Below are 23,911 nucleotides of genomic sequence, written 5' to 3' on the forward strand. Positions count from 1 at the left end.
GTCCCGTTTGGCACCACTCCCGTAAGCGAAAAATCTATGGATGGATGGTTTCGCCGCGATTCAGCATGTCGATGAATTCCCGGATTTTGCGCGCCCGTGTTTCCGGCTTTTTGGCATTTTGTATCCGAAACAAGATGGCATATCGGTTACGGCTGTTCAGTGTTGCGAAAAACTTGCGGGCTTCCGGATTGGCGTCCAAAGCCGCCTGCAGGTCGTCCGGCACGATCGAGTTGCTGGCCGACGTATAGGCAGCCTGCCAGCGGCCGTCCTTTCTGGCTTTCTCGATTTCGCACAACCCCGGCGGGCGCATTCTGCCTGCGGCGATCAGCGCTTCAGCCCTGTCTGTGTTGAGTTTGGACCAGATGCTTTTTGCGGAGCGCGGGGTGAAGCGTTGCAACCAGTATTGCTCGCTCTCGGTGCGCTTTTGACCATCGATCCAGCCATGGCAGAGGGCGCTTTCCAGCGCCTGTTCGTAGGTGACGGTGCGCTGGCCGGTGCCTTTTTTCGCCAGACGCAGCCATGCTCCGGCCGAAGTGGTGCCGTTTTGCTCTAACCAGTTTTCCCATTCGGCCTGACTGGTAAAGGTTAGCGCGCATTCGGTCATGTCACTGTCCTGAATGGTTGACTACATGTGCGGAGAGGGCGTCCGCAGTCTAACAGTGTTGATACGGACAGCAACGTGCGCGGTGCGACGAAAGACTGGCCGCTCGGTTGCCGTCAGTCGGTCGCCCGGTTTTGGGGCGGCATCACCCGTTTCAAGCATCCGGTGGCGCAGACATCGGAGACGCCATTTCAAATGGGAGGCCTCGCCACCTATCCGGCCAAAGCCTCCCCAGCCCCATCAGAACGTATAACTCACCTTCCCGAACGCCGTCCGCCCAAGCGTGTTGTACCCATACGCAGTCATGTACTGCCGGTCGAACAGATTCGACACCGTCGCCGACACCGTCAGGTGTGAATTGATCCGGTACGACGCGCGCAGGCCCACCGTCAGATACGAAGGCAGATAGGTCGAATTCGCCGGATCGTCGAACGTCGTGCCGCCATAAAGCAGCGACGCCCCCGTGCTCAACGCATGCAGGTGCAGTTCATCCCACGTGTGATCGATGTTGAGGCTGACCGTCTGGCGCGGCCGGCGGTTGAGCCACGAGTCGTTGGTTTCGTCCTGCGGATTCAGGATCCCGACCGCGAGGCTCACCGGCGTCGAGCGGCCGATCGTCCCCTTGTACGACAGGTCGATGCCACGAATATGCGCGCGGCCGATGTTCATCGGCGAGAACGTCGCCGGGTTGTACGCGATCAGGTTGCTGACGCGCGTATCGTAGATCGCGGCCGTGAACGTACCGTACGACGTGTTCGCATCGACCGCAGCCTCGACCGACGTGCTGCGTTCCGGGCTGAGGTTCGGATTGCCGTAGCCGGGGTAGTACAGGTCGTTGAACGACGGTAGCTTGAACGCATTGCCGTACGACACACGCGCCGTGTACACCGGCGTGATCGCCCACGACAGCGCCGCGTTACCCGTATTCACGGATTGCCCGGCGATGATTTCATGACGCCCCGCGAGGAACATCGTCACGCTGCCGAGCGTTGCCGACTGGTGCAGCGAGAACGCGGAATCGTTGCGCGTCGGCACGCCGTTCGGAATGTCGACCGGCAGGAAGGCCTGCTCGCGCGTGAAGTCGTATGCGAGCTTGGTTTCGCCCGACAGCGGCAGCCCGAACAGATGAAATCCGCGCTCCTGATGCGTCAGCGACGTCGACGTACTGATGCGCTGCGAATTGATCTGGTCGGTCGGGATGGTCGGATCGCTCGCGTAGATGAACCCGCGATCGTTCGCATAACCGAACGACTGGTCGAACTGCGTGTCCGGCGTGATATCGAGGTGGAACGCGATACCGGTCGTCAGCTGATGATCGAGCTGGCGGTTCGCAAAGCCGCGGTTGTCGTAGGACAGATCGGACCGGTGATACAGCGCGAACGTCGAGATCGACCAGTTGTCGCGCGCGTAGCCGAGGCGCGCGTCGAGATCCTGCGCGTGGTACGGGTTGCGGCCCGCCTCATGCCCGTACGCGAACGGCCGCGTCGCGTCGATGCCGGCCGTGTTGTACGAGTGCAGGCCGAGCGAGTAGGTGAGCCCGCCGAGCGCGGCGAGCGGCCCGGTCGACGGCACCGTGCCCGACGTGCGCAGCTGCGTGTCGAACGTCTTGTTCGAGCCGCCGCCGAACGACACGGTGGTCTGGTTCGGCTGGTTGGCCGCGCGGCGCGTGAAGAGTTGCACGACGCCGCCCATCGCATTGGCGCCGAACGACGCGGCGGCCGGCCCCGAGATCACTTCGACACGTTCGAACGCTTCGGTCGGCAAGTCCGCCCACGGCGCGATGCCGGTGGTCGGCGAGCCGATCCGGATGCCGTCGATGAACACGGCGACCTGGCTGGCCGACGAGCCGCGGATGCTGACCGATGCGGACGAACCGGGGCCGCCGTTCTGCGAGACGGTCACGCCGGGCAGCGTCGCGAGCGCCTGCGTGATGCTCGGGTCGCTCGGCGACAGCCGGTCGAGATCGGTGCGCGTGAGCACCTGGGTCGTCGCATAGCGCTGGTCGAACGACTCGGGCAGCCGGCGTGTGTCGGTCACGTTGATCGTCGGCAGGTCGGCGCCTTCGGTGGCCGGGGCCGGTTGCCCAACCGCGGTGTCGCCGGCAGCGTGGGCGAGCGGCGAGAGAAGCGCGGTCGCGGCGGACGTGGCAAGGAGGTGTCGAATCTTCATGAGGCTGTCGTTGTGGTCGGGCTGCGCATGCGTCGATCGTGGGCGGGCGGCGGGCAGCGCCGGTTTTGTTATCGGTGAGCGGGTTATCGCGCGACCGGGCCGAGCGGGCCACAGTCGCGAGCATCGGCGCGGCACATGCCGGCGGACGCGGTCGATTGGGAACGGCGCGCGCGAGCAGGCGGGCCGTGCATGCCGGCGGCGTGCCGGCGCGACGCTTCCGGTGAGGAAGCGGATTCGGTAACAGTGGACATCGGGCGGATCCTGAGGTCGGGCCGTCCATGCAACGGGCGACCGCCAATGGCGGTGCCTGGCGCGCCGGGACACCCCGCCCGGTGCGGCTGCTTGGACCTCGGGTCGATGGCAGGTCTCCTGGCTCGCGGGTCCTGATTCGTGCCGGCCTTCCCGGTTTCCCAGTGGCATGCAGTGGCACGGATTCGCCGCTCACAGTTGCGGGGGCAGCCGCAGATTCGAGGCGCGGCCTCTCCTGCGTTCCCTTTTGATCCCATCCCTGGGAACCATCAGCGCGCAAGGGTAATGGCGTGCGCTCCGGCGCGTCAATTGTCGGGCCGTGCGGGGATGCGAAAAAACGTCATCGGCGCGCAAAAACTTTCGAAATCCTTTCTTTCATGCGTCGATGGCGCGTTTCATGTCTGATGAAACGGCGTGGTTTGCTGCCATGCAATCGCGCCGGAACCGGCTTGGGGCGACACCCGTCCACCTGACGAACGCGCGGCGGAATGCTTCCTCGCCGCCGAACCCGAGATGCGCGGCGATCCGTGCGACCGGCCAGTCCGACTCGCGCAGGCAGCGGCGCGCGGCCTCGGAGAGGCATTGCTCCCGCAGCGCGTGATAGCCGGTTTGTTCGGCGACCAGTCGCCGCCGCAACGTCGCCTCGCTGACGCCGAGCCACACGGCCAGCTCGGCGAGTGCCGGCAACGCCTGCTCGTGCGCGAGCGCCGCATCGAGAAAGCCGCGCACCTGCTGCGCCCACGACACGACGGCCGGCGCCGCATCGATCAGGCGAAACGGAAAATCGACGAGAAACGCGTCGAGCTCGGCCGGCTGCCGGATCACGCGGCACGCGAGCCGTGCGGCATCGAACGCGAAGCCGTAGGTCTGACGGCCGACCTCGACCGGCGCGTTGAACAACCCGAGCAGCGGCATCGCGTCGTCGCGACGCGGATGGCCGAGCCAGACGTCGGTCGGCCGCAGCGGCTGCCCGATCAGCCAGCCGAACAGCTGCAGATAGCAGAACAACCCCGTCAGGTCGACGAGGCACGCGGCCGGGCTGCGTGTGCGGCGCAGCGAATCCATCCGGAACGTCGCGCGCCCGTCGCGCACGGAGAGCGACAGCGCGCCGGCGCGCGGGGTCAGCATCTCGCCGAATTCGCGCGCACAGCGGATTGCGTCGGCCAGCGTCGCGCAGCTCAGCAGGCAGCGGCACATCAGGTCGACTTCGCGCTTGCGCATCGGCGGGTGGCCGTCGCCGCGCGCGACCTGGGCCTCGAGGCGTTCGATCGCGTCGCGGTACAGCGTGACGAAATCGCCCGGCGTCGCTGCCGGTTGCGGCGGCTGTGCATCACGGTCGGCTGGCGGCGCGCCGCTGCGCGTGAGTTCGCTCAGCAGGCGCGCACCGAGGCCCGGCAGGATGCGGCTGCGGGCCGGGACGGCGCGCTGTTTCATGAGTTTCCCGATCTGATCGTTGCGACAGGGGGCGGTGAGCGGGCCGGTAGGGGTCTGCGAACCGTCGTCACGCAAGAATGCTATCCACGCCGACCGCCTTCGGCCTCGCCGGAACGGCGTAGGCCGGCTGCGCATCCCTGTCACGAACGACCACGGACGACACGCGAATGATCCAGATCGTAGATGAAATCACGCTCGCGCCCGAGCGCATTCCCGACGTGCTTGCACTGCTGCGCGACCGTTACCTGCCGAGCCACGCGGCGCGCGGGCTGAAAGCGGCCGGCCGCTGGGTATCGCCGCCCGTCGCGGTGCCGGGGCAGCCGAGCACGCTGTGGCTGACGTGGCAGGTGGCCGACGCGCCGGCCTATTACCGGATGCGTGCGTTGACGGATGCCGACGTGGTCGGATTCTGGATCGCCGTCGACGTGCTGTGCGACGTGCGCCGCCGCCATGTGATGACGCATGCCGATGCGCCGCTGCACGCGCTGACGGAGGTCGATCATGCGGCATGACACGGCACAGGTATTCGTGTCCGCGGATTGCAATGTGGGCGCGATCGAGTATGCATTGCACGAAGCCGCGCACACGCTGGCTGGCACGAAGCGGGTGGCATTGGCACGCAATCTGGACGGCAGCTGGGGCGCGGGAGACTACACGCTCGACGTGCTGCGTGACGCTTCGGCGGCCGACGGCGCGGCGGATTTTGCGGCGCTCGCTCAACTGCCGGGAATCGAGCGCATCGACAGCGCCGAATGCTGCGCGATCGGCGGCGGCCTGCGCGAACCGGCGCTGCGCGACGGCGTATGGCGCACGCTGATGCTGCGCGTGCGGCCGCAGGCCAGCCCAGCGCAGATCGCCGCGCTCGAGCGCGAACTGCTGCAGATGCCCGCGTTCATGCCCGGCATCCGCAACTGGCGGCTGAGCCGGATCGAGACGCCCGGCGCGTGGACGCATGTGTGGCAGCAGGAATTCGCGCACGTCGGCGATCTGCTCGGCGAATACCTGATGCATCCCTATCACTGGGGCTGGGTCGATCGCCGGTTCGACGCCGAAAGCCCCGACTGGACGGTCGATGCGATCTCGCATGCGTTCTGTCCGCTCGTGTCGAGCCTGCTGGCGGACACGGCGGCGTAACGCGCAGCCCACATCAAGCTGACATCAAACAAGCCCTGGAGACATGAAGATGCGAGCCCTGTTGATCGACCGCGTCGGTCATTCCGACGCCTTGCGGATGGCCGACGTGCCGGCACCGACGCCGGGCCCCGGCGACGTGCTGATCCGCGTCGCCTACGCGGGCATCAATCCCGCCGACTGGAAATGTCGCGAAGGCTACCTCGGCGCCTTCATGCAATACACGTTTCCGTTCGTGATCGGCTTCGACGCGGCGGGTGTGGTCGAAGCGGTCGGCGACGGCGTCGACGGTTTCGAACCCGGCATGCGCGTGTTCGCGCAGACCGACGTCGGCGCGGGGCGCTGGGGCGCATACGCGGAATACGTCGCGGTGCGTCACGACTCGGTCGTGCGCGTGCCCGATGCGGTGAGCCTGGCGGAAGCCGCCACGGTGCCGACGCCCGCGCTCGCCGCGTGGGCCGGCCTGTTCGACGACGGCGGGCTGCAGGCGGGCCAGACCGTGCTGGTGCACGGCGGTGCCGGCGCGGTCGGCACGTTCGCGATCCAGCTTGCCGTGCAGGCCGGTGCGCGCGTCGCGGCGACGTGTTCGGCACGCAACCGCGGGACGGTCGAATCGCTGGGCGCGGCGGCCAGCATCGACTATCGCGAACAGGACATCGTCGCGGCCCTGCACGCATGGGCGCCCGGCGGCGTCGATCTGGTGCTCGACGCGGTCGGCGGCGACACGCTGCCCGATGCGCTCGACCTGCTGGCGCCGGGCGGCACGCTGGTGAACATCATGACGCTCGCGGCCGGCGATGCGGAGCGGCTCGCCGCGACGGCGGCCGTTGCCGCACGACGCGGCCTGCGCACCGCGATGACCTACAGCCGGATGCCGAGCGGCGGCACGCTCGGCCGGATCGCGGCGCAACTGGAAAAGCGCGTGCTGCGCGTGCCGCGTTTCGACCGTTTCCCGCTCGAACAGGCGGCCCGCGCACTGGATCTCGTTCAAACGGGCGAGGCGAAAACGAAGCTGGTGCTTCATGTTGCGGATATCGCCCGCTGAGCGGCCCGCACGCCCATCACAGGAGACAACGATGACCGATACCCGAACCGGCGTACTGGCCGGCAAGTGCGCGCTCGTGACGGGCGCAAGCCGCGGCATTGGCCGTGCGATCGCCCAGCGTCTCGCGTCCGAAGGCGCGACCGTCGTCGTGACGGCGCGCAGCCTCACGCAATCGGCGACGACCGCCGGCACGCTCGCCGAAACCGTTGCGCTGATCGAGCAGGCCGGTGGCCAAGCCATTGCGCTTGCGGCAGACCTGTCGAACGCGGCCGAGCGCGATGCGCTCGTCGGGCGCGCGGCGCAAGCCGCCGGCGGCCTCGACATCCTCGTCAACAACGCGGGCGTGGCCGACTACGCGTGCGTCGACACGATGCCGATGACGATGTTCGACACGACGATCGAACACTATCTGCGCATCCCGTTCGCGCTGGCACAGGCCGCGATCCCGCCGATGCGCGCCCGCGGCGCCGGCTGGATCGTGAACGTCGGCTCGGTGACGGCGCTGCCGCCGCTGCGGCCGTTCGACGATTTCTCGCGTGCGGGCGGCGCGACCGTCTATGCGGCTGTGAAGGCGGCGCTGTCGCGCTTCACGCAGGGGCTCGCAGCCGAACTCGAAGCCGACGGCATCGCGGTGAATCTCGTCGCGCCGAGCACGGCGATTCGCACGCCGGGCGCCGCGCGCTACATCCCCGAAGGCTATCCGACCGAGGACGTCGCGTATCTCGCCGAGACCGCGCTCGCGCTGTGCAGCCTGCCGGCGCGCGAACGCACGGGCCTCGTCACGCACAGCCTGCATTTCCCGCTCGCGCAGCAACTCGCGGTGCGCTCGCTCGACGGCCGCACGGTGTTGCCGCCGCCGGTGATTCCCGCGTATGCGCATCCCCACATCGACCCGACAGGACTTTGATTGACATGACGAATTCGATTCGCTTCGACGGCGGCACCGCCGTGATCACCGGCGCGGCCAGCGGCATCGGCAGCGGGCTCGCACGCCACGCCGCCGGGCTCGGCATGCGCGTCGTGCTGGCCGATCTCGACCCGGCGAAGCTCGACGCATTCGCCGCGACGCTCGACACCGACGTCCTGTGCGTGCCGACCGACGTCAGCCGGCCCGAAGCCGTCGACGCGCTGGCGGAAGCGGCCTGGCAGCGTTTTGGCGGCGTCGACTTGCTGTTCAACAACGCGGGCGTGATGGCGACCGGCTTCAGCTGGGAAATCACGCCGGAACGCTTCGAGCGCAGCTTCGCGATCAACGTGCACGGCGTGCTGAACGGCATCCGCAGCTTCGTGCCGCGGATGCTCGAACGCAACGTGCCGGCGCGTGTCGTGAATACCGCGTCGGTCGGCGGGTTCCTGCCGAGCCCGCTGATGTCGCCTTACTCGGCGACGAAATTCGCGGTGGTCGCGCTGACCGAATCGCTGTACGGAGAACTGAAGATGCTCGGCGCACCGGTCGGCGTGTCGTTGCTCGCGCCGGGCCCCGTGCAGTCGGGCATCTTCAACGACCCGTTCGGCGCGGCGCACGACCGGCCCGAGGTGCGCGGCTTCGTCGATACGATGCGCTCGATGCTGAACGCGCACGGGCTCACGCCCGACGCGTTCGCCGCGCGGGTGTTCGACGGCATCCGGGCAGGGCGCTACTGGCTGATTCCGCAACCGGAGACGATCGACGGCGCGCTGCAGCGACGCACCGACGACATCCTCGCTGCACGCGATCCGTCGCTGCCGGCGTTCTGACGGCCGGGCGCGGCTGCCACGCCCGGCGCGTGCCGTCACATGTGCGAGCCGGAATGCGTGCGGCCGCTCGGGTCGCCGCCGCGATCGGGCGGCGTATTGTTCTGATCGATCTTCGCGAGCACGAAGCCGGCGTGCGGCAACGTGCCGGGCGAGCGGTGCGTCGCGTGCGCGACGGCGTCGTGCGGCGACGCGGGGGGGAAACCGGATGACGTCACGCCCGGTTGAGCGAACGCCGAAAGGGAAGCAGCCGCCAGGGCGGCGGCGACGATCGCGTGCGATTTCATGGTGGCTCCTTCACGACTGACTGCGGGACAACGTAATCAGTCTAGGGCGCGAAACTTAACGCGACGTGAAGGAGTGATGCGGCGCGGATGACGGAATATTCATGCGCGCCGCGACGTTCATGCCGGCGCCGACACCAGTGCGCAGAAGTTCTCGAGATCGACGTTGCCGCCGCTGATCACGACGCCCACGCGCTTGCCCTGCAGCGCGTCCTTCATCCGTCGCACCGCGGCGAACGACAGGCAGCCGGTCGGCTCGACGACCATCTTCATACGCGTGGCGAAGAAGCGCATGCAGTCGATCAGTTCCGCATCCGTCGCGGTCAGGATGTCGTCGACGTCGCGACGGATGATCGGGAACGTCAGGTTGCCGAGGTGCTGCGTCTGCGCCCCGTCGGCGATCGTGCGCGGCGTGTCGATATGCACGATCGCGCCGGAGCGGAACGATTGCTGGCCGTCGTTGCCGGCTTCCGGCTCGACGCCGTAAAGCGTCGCGTGCGGCGACAGCGCGCGCGTGGCGAGCGCGGTGCCCGACAGCAGGCCGCCGCCGCCGAGCGGCGTGAATACCGCATCGAGCGGACCGACTTCGTCGAACAGTTCCTTGGCCGCCGTGCCCTGGCCGGCGATCACGTCCGGGTGGTCGTAGGGCGGGATCAGCGTGAGCCCGTGCTGCGCCGCGAGTTCGCGCCCGATCTGCTCGCGATCCTCGGTGTAGCGGTCGTAGGTCACGACCTTGCCGCCGTAGCCGCGCGTCGCGGCCATCTTTGCGGCCGGCGCATCCTGCGGCATCACGATCGTCGCGGGAATGCCGAGCATGCGCGCCGACAGCGCGATCGCCTGCGCATGGTTGCCGGACGAGAACGCGACGACGCCGTTGCGGCGCTGCTCAGCGTCGAAGCGCGACAGCGCGTTGAACGCGCCGCGGAACTTGAATGCGCCCATGCGCTGCAGGTTCTCGCACTTGAAGAACACTTGCGCGCCGAGCGCTTCGTCGATCGTCCGCGAGGTCATCACCGGCGTGCGGTGCGCATGGCCTTCGAGCCGGGCGGCGGCGGCGGCAACGTCGTCGTAGGTGGGGAGAGTCGGAGCGTTCATGGGTGGTCCGGTGGTCGTAGGAATCGGTCAGCGGGAAAGCCGCGCGGGTATCGCGCTTGCGTCATTTCGCATCGTTGTAGACGGTCGCGCGCGAGACGCCGAGATGTTGCGACACGATCTCCATCGCGCGGCGTACTTCGAGGAAACCGTCGGCCTTCAGCGTCTGCATCAGCTCGCGGCGCTGGTCGGTTTTCAGTTCGCGCGGCGTCGTCGCGAGACGCATCGCGAACGCGTCGATGCGCTGGCGGATCGCGTCTGCGCCGGCCGGGTCGAGCGTTTCCGCGACGGCTTCGCCGTCCGTGCTGCAGAACTGGTTCAGCATGCCCTGGAAGCCGCGGAACAGCGTGACGTCGGCATTCAGGCACAGCGCGGCCACATAGCGGCCGGTCGAATCCTTGATGCCGATCGACGTGCTTTTCGCGGTGCGGCCGTCGGCGAAGCGGTTCGGGTAGTTCGCGAGCACTGGCGGGAAATCGTCGTCCGCGATGCGGGCGAGGCCGAGTTCGGTCGCGGGATCGCCGACTGCGCGCCCCGACAGGTTGTTGTGGATCGCGAGGATCGCGTGCTTCGGCGTGCGCAGGTCGTGAACCACGACTTCGGTGAACGGCGCGAACATCGCACCGAGCCCTTCGGCGATGCGCTGCACCTGTTCGATCAGCGACGCCTGTTCGGACAGCACGAGTTTCTGGGTGGTGGTCATGATGGTTTCGCGGTCAGGTTTCGGATCGATGCGACGGCAGCGGGGGAAGGGGCAACCGGCGCGTTACTCGCCGTCCGCCCCTTCCGGCCGGGTGATGTCGGCGAGCAGCGGCTGCGCGATCCGCACGTAGTCGGACGCGTCGAGCACGACGGAGCGATCGAGGCGGCCCGCGTTGAAGGCGATCTCCGTGTTGCGCTCGACCAGGGCGGGATCGACGACGAGCGTCACGCTGGCGTCGAACACGAACGGCGGCACGGCGCCCATCACGCAGCGCGTGACGGTGGCCGCGAGGTCGGGCGACGCGAGGGTGGCCTTGCGGCGGCCGACCGCATCGGCGACCTTGCGGAAATCGATCTTCAGGTGGCCGGGAATCACCGCGAGCGCGGTGGTGTCGCCGCCATCCTTGAACGTGCAGAGCATCGCCTTCGCGCCCTGTTCGGGGCGCGTGCCGCGCAGCGCGGCGATGGCGTCGGATTTCCCTTCGGCCGGATGCTCCAGCACACGGAACCGCGCGCCGGACGTGTTCAGCAGATCGCAAAGCGTGTCGAAAACGGGATAGTCGCTCATGTCGCTCCGGGCAGGTGAGGCCAGGGATCGAGGCGCGCGCGGGTTCGCATGCTTCAGCGTGCCGGTCGATGGATCGTCCAAGTATAGACGTTTCGTCATGGGCGTGGCAAAGGGGCGGAGGGCGAGGAGTGAACGGCGTTCGGTCGCCTCGACAAAAATATGTCGCTCGACCCGTTTTGTGACGGGTATCGAGCCAGTCATGTGTGCGCCCGCCAATCGATATCGACGCCTCTCCCCGGATTTCCAATCCTGCGTAGAATGTCGGCCGTCAGGTTCGGCCTTTTGGCCCCTGTAGTGGAACCGACATGGCTCCATGACAGGTCTCAATGGTTTTGCACAATCCGGTCGACCAACCTATTTCTCCGCTCCACGTCTATCGAGCGGACACGGCGGGGCGGCATGCGACCGGGCATGAGCGGCGCCGAAGCGTCATCAGTACCATCGCCCCGGGCATGCGCTCACGGGGCAGCAGGAGGAATTCTTGAAGAGGGCGGCTCTCGATAACGGACGCGTCTTGACCGAACGCGGCAAGAACGCGGTAAACAAAATCATGGCCTGTGCGATCGAGATCTTCGTGGACGAAGGCTACGGCGGGCTGACCATGCGAAAGGTCGCGGCAAAGGCGGGATTGGCGCTGTCGAACCTGCAGCACTACTTTCCCACGCGCGAAGACATCTTCGCGGCCATCCTTACCGTGACGAGGGAGGCATACGCCAATACGTACGACGGCGTGCACGCGGACACGTCGCTGACACCCGAGGGCCGGCTGGAGAAAGTGGTCCGACTGTTGCTCGAAGACGGAAAGCAGCCCAGGACTCAAAGCCTGTTCGTGAACTTCTGGGCACTGGCCCAAACGCAGGAGTTCGCGCGGAAGATGCTCGAGGAGGGGTATGAATTTCAACGCGGCGTGATCGCCGGCCTCATCGAAGCCGTGAACCCGGCGCTGCCACAAGCGGTGCGCATCCGGCGCGCGGCACTCGTTACGGCGCAGATCGAGGGGCTTATCGTGTTGATACCGCAAAGGAATCGGTTCCCGTCGGATATCAAGGGAATCGAGGACGATGCGGTGATGGCCATTCTGGCTTTGGCCAAGGCGCCTTGAGCCGGATTGCAGCAGGCTTGGTGTCGATGCGGATTGGGGCGCTTTAGAAGACGGAAATGCTCAACGGCCAACGCTGGTCGAGGCGTTGTGCCATTCCACGCCGATCCACGAGATGTGGTTCGACGTATTCGGTATGTGCCCGAGTGACCGGCACCCCTCCAGTCGAGTGCAGAGACATCGATCCGACGAGGCTTGCCTGCAACTGGCTGCACAGTGGATCTACGGGGAGTACACAGGCAATGTTGTTCAGCATGCGGGAAATGCGACGATATCAAGGTATCCGAAAAGACAAGAAACGCTATTTCCGTGTACAAACGGTGCTGGCGTTCATATTGGCGTTGGTTGCACATTGCACGTTTGCGGCAAGCGACGTGAACGACGGCGATCAGCAGCAAGCTGCGTTGCGTACCCTGATGGGCAAGGATCCCGCGCCGGCGGATAGCGTCAAGGGTGTCGCGTTGTCGCGTTGTCGCCATGGGCGCATGGGCCATCGGCTTCAGGGCCGCTGTGGGTCGTCTCCGCATTGGTGCAGCGCTCGACCGATAACGACGACGCGGAGTTGTGGACGGGCGTGCTGACCCGAGACGGGCAACGGTTCCGCCTGCTGGCGAGCGATCGAAGCGAGCGCGTCGATACGTCACCGATGTTATGGAGTGTATTCCTGACCATGGACGTCATTCCCTATCGAATCAGTGCGCAGGAAATCGCCTTTGGTGTTCGCTTCAACAATAACTACACATCGACTTCCCATAGCGATTCGACCGAGATGCTGAGCCTGTATCGCTACGCCGATGCTCGTGTGACGCCGATCTTCACCGCCGTTACCGATTGGTCGACCTATGACAAGGACGGGGCCGCGGAGTGTGTAGCGGAGAAGGCCGGAAAGGGCAAGGATTCGGGCGACGCACGGCAAGATGCCTGCGATGCGGAAAACACGACGGAGGTTCACTACGTGCTGTCGTTCAGCCCTCACATGACCAACGGGCATTACGACCTCGTTGTGCGTCCGAAGGGCAAGGCTGCATCAGGCAAGGCTGCGCGGTTTGCCTGGAATGAGAGGACGTATCAGCCGCGGCGCTTCACCGGCGACGGGCACTGAAGACGGGATGGGTGTGGGGCGCGGTGCGGTGGTTGCGGTTTCGTGAAGGCTCGCAGCAGGTGAAAGGGGGCGGCCAGCTCCGGTCGCGACCAGGCGGCGGGAAGGGGCTCGGTCGATCGCACCGAGCAGGAGTCGGCCCCGTGCAGCGTGTCGACGCGGCTGCTTCGATCGTTAAACCATGTCGGCGGTCTCATGCTCTGTTGGAGCGATTGTCTGTGGCTCAATACCAGGGAGGTCTTTTGCAAACCGTGCAGACGGAAATCGAAGCGCCGGGTCCGGCCGGCCCGCTGAAAGGTACGCTCTTGTCACCGGGCACCGGCGACGCCCCGGTGGTGCTGATCGTGCCGGGCTCCGGCTCGACCGACAGAAACGGCAACGCGCCGAGCTGGCTTCAGGCGTCGACGTATCGATTGCTCGCGGAAGGATTGCTTGGTCAAGGTATCGCGTCGGTTCGAATCGACAAGCGCGGCATGTACGGCAGCGCGCAGGCAGTACCGGATGCAAATGACGTCACGATCGACGAGTACGCGACCGACATCCATTCGTGGGTAGCCGCCATCCGGGCGCGGACCGGTGCTTCCAGCGTCTGGGTGTTGGGGCACAGCGAGGGTGGCTTGGTGGCGTTGCTGGCGGCGCGGCAATCGGCCGACATCGCCGGCCTGATCCTGGTATCTGCGGCGGGACGCCCGCTAGGGCCCGTATTGAGGCAACAACTGCAATCGAACCCGGCCGATGCTCCGGTGCTGGAAAATGCATTGTCGATTCTCGAATCCCTGGAAGCCGGGGAGCGGGTCGAAGCGACCCACATCGATCCGGTGCTCATGCCGTTGTTCAGGCCGCAAGTCCAGCGCTTCCTGATGAGCGAATTGACCATCGATCCTGCAGCGCTGCTGGCCGGTTATAGGAAGCCGGTGCTCATCGTGCAGGGAGCGCGCGATATCCAGGTTACCGTACAAGACGCGGAACTGTTACAGCGAGCAAATCCGCAGGCAGAAATGGCGCTGATTGCCGACGCCAATCATGCACTCAAGACGGTTCGCACGGCGGATCTGCAAGAAAACCTCGCCGCCTATTCGAATCCGGATCTGCCGCTCGCGGATGGTGTCGTGGAGGCAATTTCAGCGTTCGTGCACGCACTGACAGCGACGACAATCGCCATGCCATCGAAATCGTGAGGCTGTGGGTTCGCCGGCTTGCATGACAGAAGCACGTCATTCCCGTTCGGTCACCGTTACGGAACAGAGGGCTCCCAAATGAAGAGACGCAAGCTGTCGATGATCCTTTGCCTCGCTGCCGCAAGCGTCACTGCAACGGCAAGCTCACAAGAGCCTGTTTGTCACAACGACGGATCGGGTGCCGATAGTGCTGTTTGTGCGCACCAAGGTTTCGTTAGAGCTGACGCGCAGCTAAACGACGCTTACCGGGCCGCGCTTGATCTCCTGGGTGGCGACACCGAGCGGGCCGATGCGAGAGCTGCGTTAGTGGCGGCACAACGACAATGGATCAAGTTCCGTGATGCTGACTGTCAGGTTCAGGATCGCATCTTTCAACATGGAACATTGCGCGCGGCGATCGTAGAGTCGTGTCTGAAAGATTTGACAGAACAACGAACGAAAGAGCTGAAAGCACTTTGGCTGCCTTAGTTGAAAGGCCGCAAACAGCAAGTCTGAAGGACCGCGTCGAGTTGCAGATTCAACCGGTCGACGCAAAAAACTCACCATGACAAACCTGATTCGATTCCGCGTCCGACCGGTATTTCACGGCACTGATCTTCTGGTCGAGGTACTCGACGACAATAAATCCAGAGGCAGGCGATCGCACCACGCGATCGCCCGACCTCACCCCCGCACAGCCTTCACGACATATTGACTCGTCGGCACCACATCGATCTTGTCGAAATCGATGAAGCGCCCGCAGCTGTCCATCATCTCCGCCACGTTCCGCTGGAATTTCTCGTCATCACCGACCGCATCGAAGAACGCATGCGGATCGGTCATCGCCGCAGCGGGAAAGCACTCCTCGACGATTGCGTCGTACCCCGGCGCCGCATGCGTAAGCGCGCGCACGACGACGTTCTGCACGTACAGAAAGTTGTCCTGCGTATCGATCGCGACGCGCGTGTGATGTCCGTGCCACACGTCTAGCCACGCTTCGTGCGTCAGCCGTGGTGGCCGCTTCAAAAACGCGAGCTGCGAAAAACCCGTCGTCCGCTCACCCGGCCGCGCCGGAAAGCGCGTATTCGGAATCGGCTGCGACTCGGTGACGAGATACGCCGCCATGTGCGGGACCACGGCGCGCACCGCGTCGTCGAACGGCTGACGAAACATAGCGTTCGCGCTATCGACCCACACCGCGACGATCCCGTCGATGCCCGGGTGCGTGTTGGTCTGCTTCAGGCCGGCGGCCGGCGCGACATCCGCATCGGCGACGTTCACCTGCACGCCGTGCGCACCGAGCGACAGCAGCTTGTCGGCAAGCTGCGCCCGCACCGTGCGGCTCCACTGATCGGGCGCGGCCTGCGTATCGCGCCACAACACGTAAATGACTTTCTCCATTGCTCCGGCTCCAGGGGGAATGACGGGATCGGCGGCGGTGCCGCCGGGGTTCAGGAAGCGGTTTCAGGCGATCCGGCCGCCTGGTGTGCGCCCGGTGCGAACCGGTTCGCGGTCAGCGTGAACGACGGCGGAATCGGCGACGTGACGGTTTCGAACAGCCGCTCGTGGCGCGTCGCGTGAATGCGCCACACGCCATCGTGTTTCACGTACTGGTCGTCGTAGAACGCGGTGCCGTGCAGCAGGTAGTTATCCTCGAGATTGATCGCGTGATCCTCGAGAAACCACACGCCGCACGCGTGATCGGCCGAGATCAGCGTGAGCTCGGGGTGATGGCCGTGATGCATCGTCAGGAAGGTCGGCTTGCCGATCAGCGCGCGCAGGCTCGACACGAACGCGTCGCGGCCGTATAGCGGCCGCCATACAGCCGCGCCTCGCAGTCTTCGGTCAGGCAATCGGCGAGCAGCGTCCAGTCGTGCGTGTCGACCGCGCGGAAATACCGGTACTTCAATTGTCGGATCTGCTCGTACTCATGGAGCGTGCGGGTCGTGTCGTCCATCGCCGGGTCTCGTGGTGGTGTCGTTCGATGGTAGGAACGAAGCCCGGTACATCACATCGTCTGTTCGGACGAACGCCGTTGCCGCACGTAAACGGCGCTGCCGAAACGAATCACGGATTTCATCCGAACGGGTGATGGCCGACGCATCGCGCGGCGGTAACGTGGCATCGACGCGGCGTTCGAACCGCGCCGGCACCGAACAAGGAGACAGGATGACCCTTATCGAATCGCTGGAAGCGCGCGTGCGCCGGCTCGAGGACGCCGACGCGATCCGCCGGCTGAAGGCGCGCTACTTCACCTGCTGCGACCGCAAGGATCCGGAAGGGATGCGCGACTGCTTCGCGCCCGGCCCCGTGCAGATCGACTACGGCCGGATCGGCACGTTCGGCACGCGTGACGCGCTCGTCGACGTCTTCGCGCAACTCGGCTGCCATCCGCACATCGTCGAGATGCACCACGGCGTGAATCCCGAGATCGATGTGCTCGACGCTACGCATGCACGCGGCACGTGGGGCCTGCACTACCAGATGATCGACACGAACGCGCGCACGCTCACACAGCTCGGCGCGTACTACGACGACGAATACCGGAAGGTTGACGGCGAATGGAAGATCGCGGGCACGCGCTGCGTCGTCACGTCGACGCTGTCGGCCCGCTACGAAGGCGAAGCACCGGGCGTGCTGTTCGCCGGCGCACAGCCGCCGGCCGCGTGACGCACGCGAACGCCATTGACGTGGCGCCCAGCATATTCCACAGGAGACATCGAACATGACACAGAACCACGATGCGCCGGTCGCCGTCGTGACGGGCGCATCGCGCGGCGCGGGCAAGGGCATCGCGCGCGCGCTCGGCGCGGCCGGCATGACCGTTTATGTGACGGGCCGCTCGCAGAACGAAGGCGATGCGCCGCTGCCCGGCACGATCCACGAGACCGCACGCGAGATCGATGCGCTCGGCGGCCGCGGGATCGCGGTGGCCTGCGACCACGCGGACGACGCACAGGTGAAGGCGCTGTTCGAGCGTGTCGAACGCGAAAGCGGGCGGCTCGACATCCTCGTCAACAACGCGACTTACCTGCACGATCAGCTGATCCTGCCGGGCCCGTTCTGGGAGAAGTCGGTCGATCTCGTCAACATCCTCGATGTCGGGCTGCGCTCGGCCTATGTCGCGAGCTGGCACGCGGCGCGGCTGATGGCGCAGCGCAGCAGCGGGCTGATCGCGTTCACGTCGTCGTTCGGCGCGAGCTGCTATATGCACGGCGCGGCGTACGGCGCGCAGAAGTCCGGCGTCGACAAGTTCGCAAAGGACATGGCCGTCGACCTGAAGCCGTTCGACGTCGCGGCCGTGTCGATCTGGATGGGCCCGCTGCGCACCGAGCGCACGACGCGCGTGTGGGAAGAACACCCGGATCTGTACAAGGAATTCTCGCTCGTCGCGGAAAGCCCCGAATTCACGGGGCGCGTGATTCACGCGATTCACGGCGATCCGCAGCGCATGGCGCTGTCGGGGCAGGTGCTCGTCGGCGCGGAAGCCGCGCTGCGGTACGGCATCGCCGATCTCGACGGCAAGCAGCCGCCGTCCTACCGCGAACTGCTCGGCGGGCCCGTGCAGGCGCATCCGGCGATCGTCGCCTGAGGAGTACGCATGGGCATCCTGACAGGCAAGGTCGCGCTCGTGACGGGCGCGGGGCAGGGCGTCGGCCAGGGCGTCGCACAGGCGCTCGCGGCGGAAGGGGCGCACGTCGCGGTGGTCGGTCGCACCCTCGACAAACTGCTCGCGACCTGCGAAGCGATCCGTGCGCGCGGCGGCGTGGCCGATCCGTTCGTGTGCGACGTGATGGACGCCGCGCAGATCGTGCAGTGCGTCGACAGCGTCGTCGCGCGGTTCGGCGGCGTGCAGATCCTGATCAACAACGCGCAGGTCGTACCGCTCGGCCGTTTGCTCGACGTGACCGATGCGAGTTTCCTGGCGGGGCTCGAATCGGGACCGATCGCGACGCTGCGCATGATGCGCGCGTGCCATCCGCATCTGAAGGGTGACGGCGTGATCGTCAATTTCGCGTCGTCGGCCGCGGTGCGCTGGGATGCGTCGGGCTACGGCGCGTATGCGGCAACCAAGGAGGCGATCCGTGCGCTGACGCGCGCGGCGGCCTGCGAATGGGGCGTGGACGGCATCCGTGTGAACGCGGTCGCGCCGCATGCGTTGTCGCCGGGCCTGAAAGGCTGGGTCGACGCGAATCCGCAGGAAGCCGCGGCGTTTTTCCGCACGATTCCGCTCGGCCGCGTCGGCGACTGCGAGCAGGACATCGGGCGCGCGATCGTGTTTCTGGCGAGCCACGACGCGGCATACCTGACGGGCGCGACGCTGCCACTCGACGGCGGGCAGGCTTACTGGGGCTGACGGCGGGGGCCGACGGCGCGCGGCGCTTGCTGCGTGCCAATCATGAACCGGCGAGCACGCGCACGCATGCGCACGGCAGCCGGCAAACCGGAATCGAAGCGAGGACGACATGGGTCGACTGGAAGGAAAGGTAGCGATCGTCACGGGCGGTGCGCGTGGCATGGGCGCGGCGACGTGCAGGCTGTTCGTCGCGGAGGGCGCGCGCGTCGTGATCGGCGACGTGCTCGACACGGAAGGCGAAGCGCTCGCACGCGAGCTCGGCGACGCGGCGCGCTTCATGCGGCTCGACGTCGCCGACGAAGCGAGCTGGGTGCGCGTGACCGAAGCGACGATGGAGCAGTTCGGCCGTATCGACGTACTGGTCAACAATGCAGCGGTGCTGACCTTTGGCGGCATCACCGAACTGTCGAAACGCGATTTCGAGCGCGCGGTGTCGATCAACCTCGTTGGGACGTTCGTCGGCATCCGGACCATCGCGCCGCGCATGATCGCGCAGAAGAGCGGGTCGATCGTCAACATCTCGTCGGTGGACGGGCTGCGCGGCGTGAACGCGCTGGCCGCGTACGTGTCGAGCAAGTGGGGCGTGCGCGGGCTGACGAAGGTCGCGGCGCTCGAACTCGGCCATCAGGGCGTGCGCGTGAATTCGATCCATCCGGGCGGCGTGAACACCGCGATGTCGAACCCGACCGGCGCGCCACTCGAGGAAATCAACAAGCACTATGCGAACGTGCCGCTGCAACGCGTCGGCCTGCCCGACGAAATCGCGCGCGCGACGCTGTTCCTCGCGAGCGACGAAGCGTCGTACTGCAACGGCGCCGAGCTGGCCGTGGACGGCGGGATGGCGGCGGGCGCGTATTACCCCGGATTGCCGGGCGCACCGTTTTGAACAGGGGCGCTTGCCGTGCGCTCACATCAGATGTTTGTGTACGCAACCTAATTCGGGGTTTCCCGCAGTAGCGAAAACGCGAATTCGCACAGCGTGCGTTCGCGTTTGCCAGGCGTGGGAGCGGCAGGCCGATTTTGCCGCCCCCGCAAAACCCTTGCCGGACGGCCGTTCCGGCCAATTCGTCCCCAAAACGCGCGCAATGCCGCTGTAAAAAGGACTCACAGGCAACCGGCGTGCCGGCTCGCCGACATAGTTGTTTCTTGTTGCAACGCAACGTTTGCCGAATAACGGCGATGGTATGCTGGCCATCATGGAGTTGTACGGCAGGTTGCTTGTATGGCGAAACTCGCGTTCGCACCAACTAAAGAGACATCACCTTCTCTCGCATGCATCGCGGCATCGACGCGCGCTCCGCTCGCGCGTCCCGTCCTGCGTGCCGCCGCACCCTGCGCTCCAATCGCATACCCCATCTCGCGGGCTCGCCCCGCAACCCCCATCCCCGCCCAATAATCTGGAGACATCCTCATGTCGCAAAACACTTTGGCCGAAGCAACACACGGCCCACTGATCGCTCCGCCGGCTTTCGTCAAACATCGCAAGCTGATCGACTGGGTGTCGCGTATCGCGGCGCTGACGGAGCCCGAGCGCGTCGTGTGGTGTGACGGTTCGCAGGAAGAATACGACGCGCTGTGCCAGGCGATGGTCGACCAGGGCACGCTCACGCGTCTGAACCCGGCGAAGCGCCCGAACTCGTATCTCGCGCAATCCGATCCGTCCGACGTCGCGCGCGTCGAGGATCGCACGTTCATCTGCGCGGCCTCGCGCGACGACGTCGGCCCGACCAACAACTGGATCGAACCCGCCGAAATGCGCGAGACGCTCAACGGCCTGTTCCGCGGCGCGATGCGCGGCCGCACGCTGTACGTCGTGCCGTTTTCGATGGGCCCGCTCGGCTCGCCGATCGCACACGTCGGCGTCGAACTGTCCGACAGCCCGTACGTCGCCGTGAACATGCGGATCATGACGCGCATGGGTCGTGAGGTGTACGACGTGCTGGGCGAGGACGGCGAGTTCGTGCCGTGCGTGCACAGCGTCGGCCATCCGCTCGAAGCCGGCCAGCAGGACGTGCCGTGGCCGTGCAACCCGGTCAAGTACATCGTGCATTTCCCCGAAACGCGCGAGATCTGGAGCTTCGGCTCAGGCTACGGCGGCAATGCGCTGCTCGGCAAGAAGTGTTTCGCGCTGCGTATCGCGTCGACGATGGGCCGCGACCAGGGCTGGCTCGCCGAGCACATGCTGATCCTCGGCGTGACGTCGCCCGCCGGCAAGAAGTATCACGTCGCGGCTGCGTTCCCGTCCGCGTGCGGCAAGACCAACTTCGCGATGCTGATTCCGCCGCAGGGCTTCGACGGCTGGAAGGTCACGACGATCGGCGACGACATCGCATGGCTGAAGCCGGGCCGCGACGGCCGACTGTATGCGATCAACCCTGAAGCCGGCTTCTTCGGCGTCGCGCCGGGCACCGGCGTGAAGACCAACCCGAACGCGATCTCGACGCTCACCGAAAACGTGATCTTCACGAACGTCGCGCTGACGGAAGACGGCGACGTGTGGTGGGAAGGGCTGACCGACACGCCGCCCGCGAAGCTGACCGACTGGCAGGGCAACCCGTGGACGCCGGAAATCGGCAAGGAAACGGGCCGCAAGGCCGCGCATCCGAATTCGCGCTTCACGGCGCCGGCCGCGCAGTGCCCGTCGATCGACGACGACTGGGAGAATCCGGCCGGCGTGCCGATCGACGCATTCATCTTCGGTGGCCGCCGTTCGACGACCGTGCCGCTGGTGACCGAGGCGCGCGACTGGGTCGAAGGCGTGTACATGGCCGCGACGATGGGCTCGGAAACCACCGCGGCGGCGGTCGGCCAGCAGGGTGTCGTGCGCCGCGATCCGTTCGCGATGCTGCCGTTCTGTGGCTACAACGTCAGCGATTATTTCGCGCACTGGTTGAAACTCGGCAAGCAGCTCGAAGGCGCGGGCGCGAAACTGCCGAAGATCTACTGCGTGAACTGGTTCCGCAAGGACGCGAACGGCAAGTTCGTGTGGCCGGGCTTCGGCGAGAACATGCGCGTGCTGAAGTGGATGCTCGATCGCCTCGAAGGCACCGGTGGCGGCGGCGAGCATGCGTTCGGCGTGTCGCCCGCGTATGAGGACCTGCACTGGGACGGCCTCGATTTCACGCGCGATCAGTTCGACGCGGTGACGTCGATGAACGTCGATGAATGGCGCGAGGAGTTGAAGCTGCACGCGGAGCTGTTCGATATGCTGAAGCTGCGCCTGCCGGCCGAAATGACCGACACGATGAAGAAGATCGAGCAGCGCATCGGCGCCTGACGGTCCGTATCGACACGTAGTCCCCCGACGTCCCGCCGCCGGCATGCATCGCCGGCGGCGGGACGTTTTTGCATCGGCTCTGCACACGCGCTGTTCGCTTACTGCGCGCGGCAATGCGCGACGACCTCGTCCACCGCACGCTGCACGTCGCCGCGCCGGTAGCGCAGCAGCGCGCTGTCGGCCGGATCGGGCTCGTACGACACGACGTTGCCGCGCCCCGTGTAGATCGCCATGTCGGGCAGCAGCGGATGCTCCTGGTCGAGCGACGGCACGTCCTGCGGATTGCCGGCCGCGCGGAAGAAGGCCGCGAAGTAGTCGGCGAAGCTGAGATTCTCGTCGCCGACGAGGTAGGCCTTGCCCGCTTCGCCGCGCTGCAGCGCCCCCCAGATCGCTTCCGACAGCGATTGCGTCGAGATGAAGTTGCTGCCGCCGGCCGGCCCGAACACGGGCAGCCCCGCGAACTGGCCTTGCGCATAGCCGGTGTACGCCGCGAACATCTCGTTGCGCAGCCCCGGTACCGATCCGACGACGAACGGCGCGTTGACGCTGCACACGCCGAACGACGGCGTCGCGAGCGCGCGTACGCGTTCGTCGGCGAGATGGCGCGAGCGTACGTACGGCACCGTGTCGACGAGCGCCGGCGCGACCTGCGGATAGAAGCTGCCGACCAGCACCGCACGCTTCACGCCCGCGTCGCGCGCAAGCGCGAAGAAGCGCGGCACCGCGTCGACGTTCGCGCGTTCCCAGTGCGCGGCTTCATCGGTGCCGGGCGGCAGGTGGCGGATGTCGTTGCCGGCCGCGAACACCACCGCGTCGAACGGTGCAAGGTCGTCGCGCGTGAAGTTGCCGGCCACGTAGTCGCGCAGCAGCACGTCGAACTGCGCGAGCGCGCTGCCGGGCGCGGGCGGCTTGCGCGCGGCGAGCGTGACGTGGTTGCCTTGCGCGTGCAGGTGCAGCGCGGCATGGCCGCCGATGAGGCCGGTGCCGCCGACGATCAGGATCTTCATGATGTCTCCCATAGCGGCGCAACCGCGCCGCGTGAAATGTACAGGCGAGCGGTGCCGCTCAGAAATTGAAGCCGTTGCCCGTGACGACGGGCAGGTTGGTCCAGAAGCCGTTCGGGTCGCGATACCAGCCGGCCGCCGCGAGCGCGCCGCCATCGACATGCAGCGTCGTGCCGGTGACCCACGCGGCGAGCGGGCTCGCGAGGTACAGCGCGGCGCCCGCGACATCGCCGGCCGCGCCGAAGCGCCCGAGCGGGATCCAGCGCGGGATATGTCCGTGATGCTCGGCCGCGACCATCGCGCTGACCGGCACTTGCGGCGTCTCGGTGGTTTCGGGGGCGATCTGGTTCACGCGAATGCCGGCCGGCCCGAGTTCCAGGGAAAGGCTTTTTGTGAAACCGGTCAGCGCGGCCTTGAACGACGCGTATACGGTGCAGTTCGGAATCGCGCGGAAGCCTTCGATCGACGACACGCCGACGATGCTGCTGCCCGCGCCGCGCTTGCGCAGCAACGGCAGCATCGCGCGCGTGACGATGAAGACCTGGCGCAGGTTCACGTCGAACAGCCGTGCGATGTCGTCGTCGGTGCACTCGTCGAACGGTTTCGCGATCTGCAGGAAATCGCCGACATTGTTGACGAGCACGTCGAGTCCGCCGAAGCGAGCGTCGACGGTTCGCGCGAATGCATCGACCTCGTCGCGACGCGTGACGTCCACGGTGCCGACGAGCGCATCGACGCCCGCCGCTTCGAGCGCCTGGCGCACGTCCTGCGCGCGGGCCGGATCGATCTCGGCCACCGCGACGCGCGCGCCGGCCGCGCCGAACGCTTCCGCGCACGCACGGCCGATGCCCGCGCCGCCGCCGGTGACCAGCACGGTCTTGCCGGTGAATGAAATCATCGATGGACTCC

The 23,911-nt window shown here is 66.3% G+C and carries 26 protein-coding genes and 1 riboswitch; of the genes, 14 read left to right on the plus strand and 12 right to left on the minus strand.

What is annotated here, in order from left to right; all coding sequences use genetic code 11:
- Positions 1 to 34 precede the first annotated feature (34 nt).
- From F3J15_RS02575 to F3J15_RS02585, 3 genes are all read right to left on the minus strand, one after another.
- Positions 35 to 604, minus strand: a complete 570-nt coding sequence (locus F3J15_RS02575) for a YdeI/OmpD-associated family protein (RefSeq protein ID WP_166887369.1) — start codon at positions 602 to 604, stop codon at positions 35 to 37.
- Between the two features lie 237 nt (positions 605 to 841).
- Positions 842 to 2,770 (minus strand): TonB-dependent receptor, encoded by a 1,929-nt coding sequence (locus tag F3J15_RS02580; protein WP_166887372.1) that lies wholly within the window; start codon positions 2,768 to 2,770, stop codon positions 842 to 844.
- A 341-nt stretch (positions 2,771 to 3,111) separates the two neighbouring features.
- Positions 3,112 to 3,305, minus strand: a riboswitch (cobalamin riboswitch).
- Positions 3,306 to 3,394: 89 nt separating this feature from the next.
- Positions 3,395 to 4,453, minus strand: coding sequence for an AraC family transcriptional regulator (locus tag F3J15_RS02585; protein ID WP_166887375.1), 1,059 nt, complete (start codon positions 4,451 to 4,453; stop codon positions 3,395 to 3,397).
- A gap of 167 nt (positions 4,454 to 4,620) precedes the next feature.
- Here F3J15_RS02585 and F3J15_RS02590 point away from each other — a divergent pair, with 167 nt between their 5' ends.
- Genes F3J15_RS02590 through F3J15_RS02610 form a run of 5 tightly spaced genes read left to right on the plus strand, consistent with a single transcriptional unit; the run spans position 4,621 to position 8,366 of the window.
- A complete protein-coding gene (locus F3J15_RS02590; RefSeq protein WP_166887379.1) occupies positions 4,621 to 4,965 on the plus strand; it encodes a hypothetical protein in 345 nt (114 codons plus the stop codon).
- Positions 4,955 to 5,587 carry a Dabb family protein gene (locus tag F3J15_RS02595; protein WP_166887382.1) on the plus strand — a complete coding sequence of 211 codons (633 nt, stop codon included), beginning with the start codon at positions 4,955 to 4,957 and terminating at the stop codon, positions 5,585 to 5,587. Before F3J15_RS02590 ends, F3J15_RS02595 begins: the two co-directional genes overlap by 11 nt.
- 49 nt (positions 5,588 to 5,636) lie before the next feature.
- Complete coding sequence (locus tag F3J15_RS02600) at positions 5,637 to 6,629, plus strand: NADP-dependent oxidoreductase (protein WP_166887385.1); 993 nt, start codon at positions 5,637 to 5,639, stop codon at positions 6,627 to 6,629.
- Positions 6,630 to 6,660: 31 nt separating this feature from the next.
- Positions 6,661 to 7,536: an SDR family NAD(P)-dependent oxidoreductase gene (locus F3J15_RS02605; RefSeq protein WP_166887389.1), complete on the plus strand. Its 876-nt coding sequence runs from the start codon at positions 6,661 to 6,663 to the stop codon at positions 7,534 to 7,536.
- Positions 7,537 to 7,541: 5 nt separating this feature from the next.
- Positions 7,542 to 8,366 (plus strand): SDR family NAD(P)-dependent oxidoreductase, encoded by an 825-nt coding sequence (locus F3J15_RS02610; protein WP_069251657.1) that lies wholly within the window; start codon positions 7,542 to 7,544, stop codon positions 8,364 to 8,366.
- Between the two features lie 35 nt (positions 8,367 to 8,401).
- Here the strand turns inward: F3J15_RS02610 and F3J15_RS02615 are convergent, their stop codons facing one another.
- From F3J15_RS02615 to F3J15_RS02630, 4 genes are all read right to left on the minus strand, one after another.
- Positions 8,402 to 8,650: a hypothetical protein gene (locus F3J15_RS02615; protein ID WP_166887394.1), complete on the minus strand. Its 249-nt coding sequence runs from the start codon at positions 8,648 to 8,650 to the stop codon at positions 8,402 to 8,404.
- A gap of 117 nt (positions 8,651 to 8,767) precedes the next feature.
- Positions 8,768 to 9,742 carry a threo-3-hydroxy-L-aspartate ammonia-lyase gene (locus F3J15_RS02620; RefSeq protein WP_166887399.1) on the minus strand — a complete coding sequence of 325 codons (975 nt, stop codon included), beginning with the start codon at positions 9,740 to 9,742 and terminating at the stop codon, positions 8,768 to 8,770.
- 61 nt (positions 9,743 to 9,803) lie between these two features.
- Positions 9,804 to 10,442, minus strand: coding sequence for a helix-turn-helix transcriptional regulator (locus tag F3J15_RS02625; protein ID WP_069251654.1), 639 nt, complete (start codon positions 10,440 to 10,442; stop codon positions 9,804 to 9,806).
- A 63-nt stretch (positions 10,443 to 10,505) separates the two neighbouring features.
- Positions 10,506 to 11,009, minus strand: a complete 504-nt coding sequence (locus F3J15_RS02630; RefSeq protein ID WP_166887402.1) for a YbaK/prolyl-tRNA synthetase associated domain-containing protein — start codon at positions 11,007 to 11,009, stop codon at positions 10,506 to 10,508.
- Between the two features lie 514 nt (positions 11,010 to 11,523).
- On the opposite strand from F3J15_RS02630, the gene F3J15_RS02635 reads away from it, so the two are divergent.
- The 4 genes from F3J15_RS02635 (at position 11,524) to F3J15_RS02650 (ending at position 14,853) form a co-directional block, all read left to right on the plus strand.
- A complete protein-coding gene (locus tag F3J15_RS02635) occupies positions 11,524 to 12,111 on the plus strand; it encodes a TetR/AcrR family transcriptional regulator (RefSeq protein WP_143750964.1) in 588 nt (195 codons plus the stop codon).
- Positions 12,112 to 12,682: 571 nt separating this feature from the next.
- Entirely contained in the window at positions 12,683 to 13,210 is a 528-nt protein-coding gene (locus F3J15_RS02640; protein ID WP_166887405.1) for a hypothetical protein, read from the plus strand.
- Positions 13,211 to 13,425: 215 nt separating this feature from the next.
- On the plus strand, positions 13,426 to 14,385 hold the full coding sequence (locus F3J15_RS02645; protein WP_345891480.1) for an alpha/beta fold hydrolase: 960 nt from the start codon (positions 13,426 to 13,428) through the stop codon (positions 14,383 to 14,385).
- A 78-nt stretch (positions 14,386 to 14,463) separates the two neighbouring features.
- Entirely contained in the window at positions 14,464 to 14,853 is a 390-nt protein-coding gene (locus tag F3J15_RS02650) for a lysozyme inhibitor LprI family protein (RefSeq protein ID WP_166887408.1), read from the plus strand.
- 195 nt (positions 14,854 to 15,048) lie between these two features.
- On the opposite strand, the gene F3J15_RS02655 is transcribed toward F3J15_RS02650, so the two are convergent.
- From F3J15_RS02655 to F3J15_RS37665, 3 genes are read right to left on the minus strand one after another with little or no spacing between them, the layout of a single operon-like run.
- Complete coding sequence (locus F3J15_RS02655; RefSeq protein ID WP_046547904.1) at positions 15,049 to 15,765, minus strand: EthD domain-containing protein; 717 nt, start codon at positions 15,763 to 15,765, stop codon at positions 15,049 to 15,051.
- 50 nt (positions 15,766 to 15,815) lie between these two features.
- The gene (locus F3J15_RS02660; RefSeq protein WP_345891959.1) at positions 15,816 to 16,154 is read right to left on the minus strand and encodes a nuclear transport factor 2 family protein; all 339 of its coding nucleotides are present in this window, start codon (positions 16,152 to 16,154) and stop codon (positions 15,816 to 15,818) included.
- A complete protein-coding gene (locus F3J15_RS37665; RefSeq protein ID WP_240161499.1) occupies positions 16,133 to 16,321 on the minus strand; it encodes a nuclear transport factor 2 family protein in 189 nt (62 codons plus the stop codon). The genes F3J15_RS02660 and F3J15_RS37665 overlap by 22 nt, the downstream gene beginning before the upstream one ends.
- A gap of 212 nt (positions 16,322 to 16,533) precedes the next feature.
- On the opposite strand from F3J15_RS37665, the gene F3J15_RS02665 reads away from it, so the two are divergent.
- The 5 genes from F3J15_RS02665 (at position 16,534) to F3J15_RS02685 (ending at position 21,998) form a co-directional block, all read left to right on the plus strand.
- Positions 16,534 to 17,034: a nuclear transport factor 2 family protein gene (locus F3J15_RS02665; protein ID WP_166887411.1), complete on the plus strand. Its 501-nt coding sequence runs from the start codon at positions 16,534 to 16,536 to the stop codon at positions 17,032 to 17,034.
- Positions 17,035 to 17,089: 55 nt separating this feature from the next.
- Positions 17,090 to 17,956, plus strand: coding sequence for an SDR family NAD(P)-dependent oxidoreductase (locus tag F3J15_RS02670; protein ID WP_166887414.1), 867 nt, complete (start codon positions 17,090 to 17,092; stop codon positions 17,954 to 17,956).
- A 9-nt stretch (positions 17,957 to 17,965) separates the two neighbouring features.
- Positions 17,966 to 18,721 carry an SDR family oxidoreductase gene (locus F3J15_RS02675; RefSeq protein ID WP_166887417.1) on the plus strand — a complete coding sequence of 252 codons (756 nt, stop codon included), beginning with the start codon at positions 17,966 to 17,968 and terminating at the stop codon, positions 18,719 to 18,721.
- A gap of 109 nt (positions 18,722 to 18,830) precedes the next feature.
- The gene (locus F3J15_RS02680; RefSeq protein ID WP_166887420.1) at positions 18,831 to 19,607 is read left to right on the plus strand and encodes a glucose 1-dehydrogenase; all 777 of its coding nucleotides are present in this window, start codon (positions 18,831 to 18,833) and stop codon (positions 19,605 to 19,607) included.
- A gap of 525 nt (positions 19,608 to 20,132) precedes the next feature.
- A complete protein-coding gene (locus F3J15_RS02685; RefSeq protein WP_166887422.1) occupies positions 20,133 to 21,998 on the plus strand; it encodes a phosphoenolpyruvate carboxykinase (GTP) in 1,866 nt (621 codons plus the stop codon).
- A 98-nt stretch (positions 21,999 to 22,096) separates the two neighbouring features.
- On the opposite strand, the gene F3J15_RS02690 is transcribed toward F3J15_RS02685, so the two are convergent.
- Both F3J15_RS02690 and F3J15_RS02695 read right to left on the minus strand, forming a co-directional pair.
- Positions 22,097 to 23,005, minus strand: a complete 909-nt coding sequence (locus F3J15_RS02690) for an NAD-dependent epimerase/dehydratase family protein (protein ID WP_166887425.1) — start codon at positions 23,003 to 23,005, stop codon at positions 22,097 to 22,099.
- A gap of 58 nt (positions 23,006 to 23,063) precedes the next feature.
- Positions 23,064 to 23,900: an SDR family NAD(P)-dependent oxidoreductase gene (locus F3J15_RS02695; protein ID WP_166887428.1), complete on the minus strand. Its 837-nt coding sequence runs from the start codon at positions 23,898 to 23,900 to the stop codon at positions 23,064 to 23,066.
- Positions 23,901 to 23,911: the final 11 nt, after the last annotated feature.

This window comes from Burkholderia sp. Ap-955 (genome assembly GCF_011753045.1).
GTDB classification, from domain to species: domain Bacteria; phylum Pseudomonadota; class Gammaproteobacteria; order Burkholderiales; family Burkholderiaceae; genus Burkholderia; species Burkholderia lata_D.

What these genes read in the sequence shown, in the direction of transcription:
- F3J15_RS02655 (WP_046547904.1), bottom strand. Translation starts at nt 15,765, where the DNA reads ATGGAGAAAGTCATTTACGTGTTGTGGCGCGATACGCAGGCCGCGCCC.
- F3J15_RS02610 (WP_069251657.1), top strand. Translation starts at nt 7,542, where the DNA reads ATGACGAATTCGATTCGCTTCGACGGCGGCACCGCCGTGATCACCGGC.
- F3J15_RS02575 (WP_166887369.1), bottom strand. Translation starts at nt 604, where the DNA reads ATGACCGAATGCGCGCTAACCTTTACCAGTCAGGCCGAATGGGAAAAC.
- F3J15_RS02695 (WP_166887428.1), bottom strand. Translation starts at nt 23,900, where the DNA reads ATGATTTCATTCACCGGCAAGACCGTGCTGGTCACCGGCGGCGGCGCG.
- F3J15_RS02600 (WP_166887385.1), top strand. Translation starts at nt 5,637, where the DNA reads ATGCGAGCCCTGTTGATCGACCGCGTCGGTCATTCCGACGCCTTGCGG.
- F3J15_RS02625 (WP_069251654.1), bottom strand. Translation starts at nt 10,442, where the DNA reads ATGACCACCACCCAGAAACTCGTGCTGTCCGAACAGGCGTCGCTGATC.
- F3J15_RS02585 (WP_166887375.1), bottom strand. Translation starts at nt 4,453, where the DNA reads ATGAAACAGCGCGCCGTCCCGGCCCGCAGCCGCATCCTGCCGGGCCTC.
- F3J15_RS02605 (WP_166887389.1), top strand. Translation starts at nt 6,661, where the DNA reads ATGACCGATACCCGAACCGGCGTACTGGCCGGCAAGTGCGCGCTCGTG.
- F3J15_RS02590 (WP_166887379.1), top strand. Translation starts at nt 4,621, where the DNA reads ATGATCCAGATCGTAGATGAAATCACGCTCGCGCCCGAGCGCATTCCC.
- F3J15_RS02670 (WP_166887414.1), top strand. Translation starts at nt 17,090, where the DNA reads ATGACACAGAACCACGATGCGCCGGTCGCCGTCGTGACGGGCGCATCG.
- F3J15_RS02580 (WP_166887372.1), bottom strand. Translation starts at nt 2,770, where the DNA reads ATGAAGATTCGACACCTCCTTGCCACGTCCGCCGCGACCGCGCTTCTC.
- F3J15_RS02665 (WP_166887411.1), top strand. Translation starts at nt 16,534, where the DNA reads ATGACCCTTATCGAATCGCTGGAAGCGCGCGTGCGCCGGCTCGAGGAC.
- F3J15_RS02620 (WP_166887399.1), bottom strand. Translation starts at nt 9,742, where the DNA reads ATGAACGCTCCGACTCTCCCCACCTACGACGACGTTGCCGCCGCCGCC.
- F3J15_RS02650 (WP_166887408.1), top strand. Translation starts at nt 14,464, where the DNA reads ATGAAGAGACGCAAGCTGTCGATGATCCTTTGCCTCGCTGCCGCAAGC.
- F3J15_RS02615 (WP_166887394.1), bottom strand. Translation starts at nt 8,650, where the DNA reads ATGAAATCGCACGCGATCGTCGCCGCCGCCCTGGCGGCTGCTTCCCTT.
- F3J15_RS02630 (WP_166887402.1), bottom strand. Translation starts at nt 11,009, where the DNA reads ATGAGCGACTATCCCGTTTTCGACACGCTTTGCGATCTGCTGAACACG.
- F3J15_RS02685 (WP_166887422.1), top strand. Translation starts at nt 20,133, where the DNA reads ATGTCGCAAAACACTTTGGCCGAAGCAACACACGGCCCACTGATCGCT.
- F3J15_RS02680 (WP_166887420.1), top strand. Translation starts at nt 18,831, where the DNA reads ATGGGTCGACTGGAAGGAAAGGTAGCGATCGTCACGGGCGGTGCGCGT.
- F3J15_RS37665 (WP_240161499.1), bottom strand. Translation starts at nt 16,321, where the DNA reads ATGGACGACACGACCCGCACGCTCCATGAGTACGAGCAGATCCGACAA.
- F3J15_RS02675 (WP_166887417.1), top strand. Translation starts at nt 17,966, where the DNA reads ATGGGCATCCTGACAGGCAAGGTCGCGCTCGTGACGGGCGCGGGGCAG.
- F3J15_RS02595 (WP_166887382.1), top strand. Translation starts at nt 4,955, where the DNA reads ATGCGGCATGACACGGCACAGGTATTCGTGTCCGCGGATTGCAATGTG.
- F3J15_RS02690 (WP_166887425.1), bottom strand. Translation starts at nt 23,005, where the DNA reads ATGAAGATCCTGATCGTCGGCGGCACCGGCCTCATCGGCGGCCATGCC.